General features: G+C 45.0%; 1 protein-coding gene. It reads left to right on the top strand.

Translation table 11 applies throughout. The features are described from left to right. Positions 1-80: 80 nt before the first annotated feature. On the top strand, positions 81-948 hold an 868-nt coding region (locus AB4653_RS27430), incomplete at its 3' end, for a cation:dicarboxylate symporter family transporter (RefSeq protein WP_372105819.1).

The following is a 948-nucleotide window of genomic DNA, read 5'->3' on the forward strand; positions in this document are numbered from 1 at the left end:
GGTCGCTATTTTAGCTAACAGTATTTGCGCCCATATATCTAAGCGCCCTATCGATTCATGGTTATTCATAAGGAAAAACAATGTCATTTTCAGCTATCGCTGCCTTAGCGGTATTCACTGGTATCCTCTTTTTTCTCTACGGACAGCAGAAAAAAGAAAACACACTTTCTCGCCTCGTTTTACTCGGTTTAGTTTTCGGTAGTGCTTTTGGCCTTGGTCTTCAACTGCTATTTGGTGAAGGCAATCCTATTATCAAAGAGACGCTCGACTGGGTAAACATTGTGGGTCGTGGTTACGTTGGCCTACTAAAAATGGTCATCATGCCATTAGTGTTAGTTTCAATGATTGCGGCAGTAGTGAAGCTTGAGAAAGGCGGCTCACTAGGTAAGATTTCCGGCATCACCATTTCTGTGTTGCTAGCAACAACGGCAATTTCTGCGATTGTTGGTATTGTTGTAACACAAGCATTCGGCTTGTCGGCTGAAGGTTTAACTGAAGGCGCTCGTGAAACAGCACGTATCGCAACACTAGAAAGCCGCATCGGCAGCGTTTCAGATCTAACTATTCCACAAATGCTGGTTAGCTTTATTCCGACTAACCCATTTGCAGACCTAACAGGGGCTCGCTCTACTTCTATCATCGCGGTAGTTATCTTTGGCGTGCTAACGGGTATTGCTGCTCGTAAGGTGATGGCAGAGAAAGAAGAATTAGAATCTCCAATCCGTACGTTCGTTGAAGCGGCTCAATCTATCGTTATGCGCTTAGTTAAGATGATCATGGCACTAACGCCATACGGCATCGCAGCATTAATGGCGAAGGTAGTCGCAACGTCAAGTGCTTCTGACATCCTAAGCCTATTGGGCTTCATCGTTGCTTCTTACGTCGCTATTATCCTGATGTTCGTCGTTCACGGTGTGTTGGTTTCTTTTGTTGGTGTCAACCCGAAAG

Origin of the sequence: Vibrio sp. 10N.222.48.A3, assembly GCF_041475345.1 — a bacterium.
GTDB lineage: Bacteria > Pseudomonadota > Gammaproteobacteria > Enterobacterales > Vibrionaceae > Vibrio > Vibrio tasmaniensis_A.